We start from the raw sequence: 8,373 nt of genomic DNA on the forward strand, positions 1-8,373 counted from the left end.
ACCACAGCCGCCATCCCGCCACCCACGCAACCCCTTACACTGACCTTTTCAACCCTTCAACCTACATCACAGAGACAATCACTTCGCCGACCCTTCAGGCTCATACCTGAATTGGAAAATACTGGGAGGGCCCGTGCGCGGAGGCGCTCCGGCGGGTTGGACGCGGTCAACCGGTGTTCACCACCATCGTCGCCATGACGGCGCACCGGCGGTTGCCGGCGTTCACATCGATCACGCCGCCCGTGACCTCGACGACCGTTCCAGAGACTGCGGAAGGAGTGCGATCGACCGGTTGCTGCGGTTCAGGCTTTTCGCGCCTATGCCGGCAATGCGGCGTACGCCGCCGGCGGCGTTGGATGGCGTGTGAAAACGGCTACGGCAACATGATTCGCTCCAGCGCCGCTGTTGGGGTGCCACTTGCTTACGAACTGCTGCCGCCCGACCATCGTCACTGCGAAAATCGATGAACGAACCGCGTTGCCGGAGCCGCCCGACTCTGGCGGCGCTACGCCGATCGCCTCGTCGGCGCCGATGTCGGGGATCCGGCTCTCGTCGATCGCCGCACCGCGCAGAAAGCGCGACTTGTCGTAGTCGTGATTGGCGATCACTTCGAGCATCAGCGCGCAGACCTCGTCGCCGTGGCGAACCAGCGAGAACAGCAGCCGGTCGGTGTCGCCGAGTCTGGCGCGATAGAACTTGCCGTGGCTGAGATCGACGAGCTTGTTGACCTGAGCGGCATGGAAGTCGTGCCGATGGCATCGGCCACCTTGCGCTAGCTGGCCTTGACGCGCGACGTGTCTTGGCCGGTGGATTCGAGAATTTTCACTGTGAGTTTCGGCGTGGATAGTGTGACAACGAATTCGGATCCTACTTAGCCACGGTCGGCTTTGCCCGCCCGGGCTTCTTTCCAATGACGGCGACTCTCCTGGCGTGGGCGGTGAAGTCGAACACATTCGGGGCAAAATCGTCGCCCAGCCACTCCCTCATCTCCTCGTGATCCTCGTGGTCCGGGTCGTTCAGAACTTCCAGCAGATTCGCGTAGCCATAAACCCCACCGCAGTTCTCCGGCGGACAAGCGCCTTCGCCGGCGACCAGCACGGCGCGCGGCGCCGCCGGCTCGGGCGGCAGACGCGTCTCGATGGCGATGGTGTGCCACCAGTCGTCGCCAAAGTCGTACCAGTAACGAAACTTCCGCTGTCTCGCCAGCAACTCGCCGAGCGTCGTGGTGTCTTCGGGAAGCGCCGGCTGCCCACCGAACATGTCGTCGTCGAGGCTGGACATGCCCACCACTCGGCCGGCCGCCCGAAACTCGTGCAGGTGTTCGTCGTACCAGCCCATGGCCTCCTGAATGACCCGGTGAAACTCCCAGAAGGTCAGGTCCTTGTCGACCTCGACGCGACGCCAGATGGGTGGCTCACAGTCTTCGAGGCTGATCTTGAGGCGCAGACGCCCACCGGCGTTCTTCGGTGTTGTGCTCATGGTTGCAATACCCTGGTCGATTCCTCGCCGAACTGGCTGACCACGCGCACCGCCACGCGCCTGCCGGCCCGGAAAGGAATGGGATGGGAAACGAAGCCGTAGAGGCGGTCGAAGGCTTCAGCGTCAATCTCGATCTTGAGAGTGTTCTCCAGCTTCTTGCGGGTGCGCGTCTTCGCCAGGTCGGACAGGCCGCGCTTCCACTTGTCGAATTCATCCTGGTCGCCGCCACAGAAGAACACCTGCCGAACCATGAAACTCGATCCGTCGTAGTCGTCGTCGACCATCCAGTAGGCGATGTCGGCCACCGAGCGGGCCTTGACCTCGTCGCGGATCGGATCGTAGAGGTCGAGACCGCGGATTTCGACGCGGACCGTGTCGCCGTCGCGCTGGAGGGCGATGTCCGGCTCGCCGATGGTGACGAAGGTCGCGGCCTTCCTGTCCTTCTTGGTCAGGCCGGCCTGCAGCAGGTCGTCGTGCATGCGTACCTTGTCCACCCGGAAACTGCCGGCGCGCTGCCTCTGCAGAGAATTCTCGACGTCCGACTCGAAGGCGAAGCCGAGAATCAGCAGCCATTGCGCGTCGCCGCGCGCGCGGCAGGCCTTCACCGCGTCGTTCACCGCCTGCCGGCTGACCGGCGCGAACTGCGGGCCGAGGTGGATGTAGGCCTTCTGTTCGCCCTCGGCGGTATCGTAATAGCCTTCGGCGTGCAGCGCGCTGTCGGGCAGCGCGTCTACGCGGGCAAAAACCGCCGTCTCGTTGCGCGCGCCGTTCTTTACGCCGGCGGTTTTCAGGTGCTCGAAAACGCGCTCCTGGAAAGCCTCCATCCGCTCGTGGTCGAGGCTGGCCTCCTCAACGTCCTCGGGAGCCAGCGGCTCGTAGCTCTGCAGCGTCTCGACGGTGAACGGGCCGGCGACGCGCAGCTTGCCGCGATCGACCGCTGGCTGGTCGTAGAGCGTCACCTCCTCGGGCGGCTCGTCGTTGGCCAGCGAACCAAGGGTGACGCGCTGTACCGTCTTGTAGAGGAAACCGTGCCGCAGATCCCAGTGCTCCCGTGGCAGCCCCTTCTTTTCGTCCTGCAGCGTGTACCAGGGGTAGCTGGCGGTCATCAGCCGCGTCTTGGCGATGTTCAGCGCGACACGCGATGTGTCGGTGGTGATCCAGCGGCGTCCCCATTGTTCGGCGACGTGGGCCGTCGTGCCGGAGCCACAGGTGGGGTCCAGGACGAGGTCGCCGGGGTCGGTGGTCATCAGGAGGCAGCGTTCGATAACCCGCTGAGCAGTTTGGACAACATATACCTTGTCGCCACTGCCACTTACATCGTCCCAAAGATTGCCGATCGGGTTAGCGGGAAAGTCGTCGATAAACTTAATGTAATTGAGGCTTTGCTTGCCACCATGAACCCGACCGGCCGCAACCAATCGGTCGAAGCCCGTTCTAGTCGTCGTCCAAGTGCGGTTGGCTGGTGGATAAAAAGTCCTTCCATCAAATTCAAAAGGTATTTTTTCATGCTCTTTGGCGGGCCGGTTTGAGGACAAGGTGACATGGCGAAAGTATCGAGTTCCATCAGGGAAGCTTTCGCGACTACCCACGGTAACCACATGGCCATCGGGTAACAGCGCTTGGTCATAGCGCTCGCCTGTACCATGCCCTTCTCCAACGCGCATTTCACGGTATATCTGGCTGTACTTTACCTGCCCAACATTCTTTGCGTACCAAATGATGTAGTCAACAACTGGTGCCAACAGATTTGAGGTCTGGCCACCAGTCTTCTTAAAGGTAATCAGCGAAACAAAATTCCCACTCCCAAACACCTCGTCCATCACGCAGCGCACCAGATGGACGTTCTCGTCGCTGATCTGCACGAAACACGACCCACTTTCGGTCAGCAACTCCTTCGCCACCAGCAGCCGGTCGCGCAGATAGCTCAGGTAGGAGTGAATTCCGAGCTCCCAGGTATCGCGGAACGCCTTGATGACTTCGGGCTCGCCGGAGAGGCTGGCGTCGTCGCCGTCCTTGACGTTGCGGTCGTTGAGGCGGATCTGCCAGTTGGAGTTGTACTTGATGCCGTAGGGCGGGTCGATGTAGATCATCTGCACCTGCCCCTTCATCCCCTCGCGTTCGAGCAGGCTGGCCATGACCATCAGGCTGTCGCCCTGTATCAGGCGGTTGGCCCAGCGATCGGCATGTTTGTAATAGCTCTGCGGCTTGTCGAGTTCGTCGATGTCCTTGTAGTTGGCGAACAGTTCGTCGACGAAGAAATCGGCCTGGTGGTCGGCTTCACGCCGCAGCGCATACAGCCGCTGGATCAGCTTTTCCGGGGCGATGTGTTCGGTGCGGTAGAGCGAGCGGATGTCGGCTTCCAGGTCTTCCTGGCGATCGTCGGCGCCGTACTTCTCCAGCCAGTACAGTTCAGGATCCTGGCCGCGCTGGGTTACCGGGTTGAGCGGCCAGGTGGCCTCGGTCTTGCGCGCCTCGGGGCTTTCCTGCTCACAGCCAGCTTCTTCCTGGCTCGGAATGCGCGTGCGCCTGGCGTTGGCGTGCTTGAGGCTGTCGATCTTCTTGTCGGTCATGGCATGGTCCAGTCTTCGAGCTTCAGGCCGCCGACGCGGGCGAACTCGCCGGTGTTGTTGGTGACCAGAGCGATGCCCAGGGTTTGCGCGTGCGCGGCTATCCACAGGTCGTTGGGACCGATGGTGCGGCCGGCACTTTCCAGTTCACCACGGATGGCGCCGTAGCGGTCGCCGACGGCTGCGCTGATGTCCAGCACTGGCACAAGTGTTCGCAATTTCGTGATTTTCGCCAAGGTCTGGCTGCGTTCGCGGGACTTTTCAGCGCCCAGTACCAGTTCTCCCCAGGTCACTACGGACATGGCGACATCGCCCGGCTGGAGTCCGGCCAGCTTCCTGGCCACGTTGGGATGCCGGTTGTTTTTCAGGAAGATACAAATATTGGTGTCGAGCAAGTAGCGCGGCGTCACTCGAAAGGCTCCCTTTGTTCAAAGGCGGCGGAATCGTGCCGCCCGTCCGGGTAGAAGTCGTCTGGCAAGCTGGCGAGCAGATCGAGAATCTCCACGAGACTATCTGGCGCGGCATCGATTTCGTCGACGATGCGCCGGATGGCCTTGTTCAACGCCGGCTTGATGTCTTCGATCTCCGCAATCTCCTCGAAGTACCACGGCGGCAGCCCGAGCTTGCCGCGCGCGTTGTTGACCGCCGGCAGCCAGCGTTCGCGCACCGCCCAGCGCTTGAGTTCCTTGTCCTGGTTGAAGCCGGTGATTTCGAGGATGAGCTGGGCGCTGCGCAGCTTCGGCGTGCGCAGACGGATCAGGTAGTCGGGCAGGTAGGTACGCTCCTTGCCGCCGCTGATGTAGGGAATGTGGAAGCCGAGGAATGCGTTCTTGACGTAGCTTTCGACCGCCGGGATCTTTTCCAGCGTCTTGGCGGCGATCTGCTCCCAGGTGTCGGTGTCGGCGACGACCAGATTGACGTGGCTTTTCTTCGTTGGCCAGGTGCTGCGGCTGGTGTGGCCGAAGACGTGCCGCGTGCTGCCCTGCGGGTTGTAGTGATTGAGGATCGGCAGCACGCGCTCGCGTTCGGCGGCGTGGGCGACGATGCCGCGGTTGATGCTTTCGACGACCGGCTGCGGGTCTTCGTAGATCACCAGGCGCTTGTAGATCGGGTCGTCTTCGCCGACGACTTGCAGTTTCTCGTCGTACCAGCGCTCGACGATCTGCCTGACCTGCTGGAAGAGACGCAGGTCGGCCCGCTGCGCTTCGTCGCCATGGATGCGCCGCAGGTAGTCGCGGGTCAGCTTGTAAATGACGGTCTGGTCGCGCAGGTCGTCGAGCCTGAGGCGCATCGTCTGGCGGTCTTCCGAGACGGCGGTGCCGAGCGTGGTTTCGACCGGCAGGCGGGTGGTGTCGAGGCGATAGTCGGGCGTGCCGGTGAAGTCGGCGGCGAGGTGATCGCTGTCGGCTTGCAAGCGGTAACCGACCAGGTTGGGGAAGCGGATTTCGAGGCTGTCGCGTTCGCGCAGCGCGCGCAGCGTGGCGTATTCGGGCGGGTCGACGTGGCTGCTCTGACCGGCCTTGAACAGTTTGAAGGGGATGCCGATGATGTGTGCGTATTCGGGCGGGAACTTGCCGGTCTTCGGGTCGGTGAAGTAGTAGCGGCGGCGCAGCGCTCGGCCGGCGACCTGTTCGCACAGCAGTTGCGAGCCGAAGGCGCGCAGGCCCATGACGTGGGTGACGGTGTTGGCGTCCCAGCCTTCGCTGAGCATGGCGACGGAAACCACGCAGCGGACGTGCGCACCGAGCGTATCGGCCTTGCCGACGGTGTTGACCACCTCGCGCAGCAGTTCGGCGTCGGTCAGGCTGTCGACGCCGCGCTCGGGGTGGCGGAGGCGGTATTCGCGCTTGAAGCGCTCGATCTCGGGAGCGAAAACCCTCTTGAACCCTTCGTCGATCTGGCCGGAGTGTTCGAGGGCGTCGCTGTCGATGAGCAGCGTCGGCGGGCGGGCGAGCGCGCGGCCGGTGTCGCGGTCGAAATTGGAGAAGAGCGGGAAACGGCCGGCAACGACGGCCGTCTGGCCTCCCTCATCAACGCGTTCGTAGCCGGCGATCTCCTTGAACACTTCGCGCGAAACGGTGGTGTTGCCGCAGACGACGATGAATACCGGCGGCGCGGTAAACAGGTCGGCCTTGAGTTCGCCCCGCCGGCGCAGACCGCGTTCGTATTCCTCGTAGTGGGCGTAGAACTGGTCGAGCGCCTGCCTGACCAGCGCAGGCAGGTTGGGTGCGGCTTCGCCGACGGCGGCGTCCTGCGCCTCGCGACGCTGCGTGCGCTGTCCCTTGCGGGGAAGTTCTGCCTTGCAGTTTTCGTAGAGGTTTTTCAGGACCGGCTCGTCGATCGCCTGGCTGCTGTCGTCGACCGGCAGGAAGGGAATTTTGACCAGCCCGGCTTCGATTGCTTCGATCAGGCCGAAATCGCTGACCACCCAGGGAAACAGCGAGTACGCAGGAAACCCCGAGCCGGAAAGGTAGTAGGGAGTTGCCGACAGATCGTAGACGACACGCACTTGAAAGCGCCGGGCGCAGGCGCGCAGGCCGGAGAACCAGACAGCGGCACGTTCGTTTTCGGTTTCCGAATTGTCGAGTTCGGTATCCCTGCCCTTGGCGCGCGGCAGGTAGCAATGGTGCGCTTCGTCATTGATCACCAGCAGCCGGCGCCCGGCTTTGAAGCTGCCGAGAACGCGGCGCAGCACCTGGTTTTCGTCCTCTCGGCTTTCCACTTTCCTGCCGTCTTCGCCGAGCTTGCCATCGAAGGGCGTGCGCTTGTTGCCGCCGAGAATACGCGGCAGAAACTCGTGATAGTTGGTGATGATCAGGCGATGGCCGAGTTCGCCGAGGGCGTGCTGGTAAGCGGGTGGCACCAGATAACGCTGCCGGTAATAGTCGCCGGCTGACAATGGCGTGTCGCTGCGCTGGTCCGGCAACAGGACGTTGAGGCGGTCGCGGATGGTGATGCCCGGGGCGAGAACCAGGAAGTAATCGACGTAGCGGGTATCGTTGCGGTACTCGCGACGGTTGAGGTAGTGGTAGAGAATCAGGCCGGCCATGACCACGGTCTTGCCGCTGCCGGTGGCCATTTTGAAGGCAATCCGTGGCAGGCGGTTGGCCGGGTCGTCGCTTGCCGTCGCCTGCCGTTGCCGCAACTGGTTCTGAAGATGCGTACCGGTGTTCGATTTTTCCGCGACTTCGTTGAGCCAGACCGCGGCCTCGACGGCTTCCTGCTGTGCGAAGAACAGCTTCTGATGGGCGGCCCGCTCGGGGTTGGCGAACCAGTAGTCGAGCAGATCGCGAGTGACGCGGCTGGTGACGCCCCGGTAGCCGGAGTCACGCCAGGTGCGCAGTTCGTCCCGAAGCCGGTTGATCAGGTGTTCGCCGTACTCCGCCTGGAAGTCGTTCACGTCGAACATGCTGCCCTGGTTCCGCTGGCCGATCGGCACCTGCGGCACGTCCGGCGTGAAGAGGCGGCGGCCGGGGCGGACATCCCGGTAATTCAGGTTGCCCTGGGCGTCGGTGGCGTAGTGCCGGGCCGGCTCGTCGTAGGGGGAATTTAGGATGGGATTGTCGGCGGAGGCCATGGGGTGAGACGCTACCGGCTAGTAATTGGGGCATTCTAGCAGCCTGTCGGACATTCCCGTGCCTTGAAGCGTACATGATGAAATCATACTTCTTCGAGCACCCGAGTCGTGGCATCTCGAACCACATCGTCGCTGACCGCAAGGCCGACTATCTGCTACCGCCGTCGGTTGATGAGTGGCTGAACCAGGATCACATGGCTCGATGCATTTTTGCTGTGATCGACCAGCTGGATCTTTCCAGTCGGCGCCGAGGGTCACGCCGAGGGTCACGCCGAGCGTTAGGGCTTTCCTTTTGCCCGTGAGAGTTGCGCTTCAGACCTAAGGCAGGCACGAGGAAAGGCCTGACCCTCCGCTTTGCGTAAACGCATACTTTCTGTGCTGGCGGTGGCCGCAGAGACGACTTCGTCGCGCTCCGGGTTGAGTGTCACGGCGCCGATCGGCGACCAGTTCCGGGTCTTCAGGCTCCAGTGCTTGGGGTTGTTCTGCCGAGCGGCTTGATAGAGGGTATGACGCCCCTGGTGCTTTCGCCTCGTCCTGCTTGTCATGCTCCTGCTCCTGTTGTGGCTGCTTTCGCACCACTCATCCTCCTGTCCGAATTTCCGGACCACACTCGCATGGGGGTGTATCAATGCTCTCAACGTAACGCGCCATTGGCATAAATTGATCGGCGGACCCAGAAACCGGTTGCGCGTCAGGCGAGCACAAGGCAAAGTATGTATCCCCTTGATACGGATGTAAAATTTTATATGC

The 8,373-nt window shown here is 62.4% G+C and carries 4 protein-coding genes and 2 pseudogenes; 1 reads left to right on the top strand and 5 read right to left on the bottom strand.

The genetic code is table 11. From position 1 onward, the window contains the following. Positions 1-512: 512 nt before the first annotated feature. The 5 genes and pseudogenes from Q1L50_RS20020 to Q1L50_RS08100 all read right to left on the bottom strand — a co-directional run. Positions 513-766, bottom strand: a pseudogene (locus Q1L50_RS20020) (hypothetical protein); the annotation flags it as partial. 101 nt (positions 767-867) lie between these two features. After that, complete coding sequence (locus Q1L50_RS08085) at positions 868-1,479, bottom strand: plasmid pRiA4b ORF-3 family protein (protein ID WP_300337391.1); 612 nt, start codon at positions 1,477-1,479, stop codon at positions 868-870. Next, complete coding sequence (locus Q1L50_RS08090) at positions 1,476-4,049, bottom strand: site-specific DNA-methyltransferase (protein WP_300337393.1); 2,574 nt, start codon at positions 4,047-4,049, stop codon at positions 1,476-1,478. Before Q1L50_RS08090 ends, Q1L50_RS08085 begins: the two co-directional genes overlap by 4 nt. Beyond that, entirely contained in the window at positions 4,046-4,456 is a 411-nt protein-coding gene (locus Q1L50_RS08095; protein ID WP_300337395.1) for a type II toxin-antitoxin system VapC family toxin, read from the bottom strand. The genes Q1L50_RS08090 and Q1L50_RS08095 overlap by 4 nt, the downstream gene beginning before the upstream one ends. Continuing rightward, complete coding sequence (locus Q1L50_RS08100) at positions 4,453-7,623, bottom strand: BPTD_3080 family restriction endonuclease (RefSeq protein ID WP_300337397.1); 3,171 nt, start codon at positions 7,621-7,623, stop codon at positions 4,453-4,455. The genes Q1L50_RS08095 and Q1L50_RS08100 overlap by 4 nt, the downstream gene beginning before the upstream one ends. A gap of 113 nt (positions 7,624-7,736) precedes the next feature. On the opposite strand from Q1L50_RS08100, the pseudogene Q1L50_RS08105 reads away from it, so the two are divergent. Then, positions 7,737-7,892, top strand: a pseudogene (locus Q1L50_RS08105) (IS5/IS1182 family transposase); the annotation flags it as partial. Positions 7,893-8,373: the final 481 nt, after the last annotated feature.

This window comes from Accumulibacter sp. (assembly GCF_029255145.1).
Taxonomy (GTDB): domain Bacteria; phylum Pseudomonadota; class Gammaproteobacteria; order Burkholderiales; family Rhodocyclaceae; genus Accumulibacter.

Excerpts from the sequence above, each read along its gene's own strand:
- Q1L50_RS08090 (WP_300337393.1), bottom strand. The coding sequence starts at position 4,049 with ATGACCGACAAGAAGATCGACAGCCTCAAGCACGCCAACGCCAGGCGC.
- Q1L50_RS08085 (WP_300337391.1), bottom strand. The coding sequence starts at position 1,479 with ATGAGCACAACACCGAAGAACGCCGGTGGGCGTCTGCGCCTCAAGATC.
- Q1L50_RS08100 (WP_300337397.1), bottom strand. The coding sequence starts at position 7,623 with ATGGCCTCCGCCGACAATCCCATCCTAAATTCCCCCTACGACGAGCCG.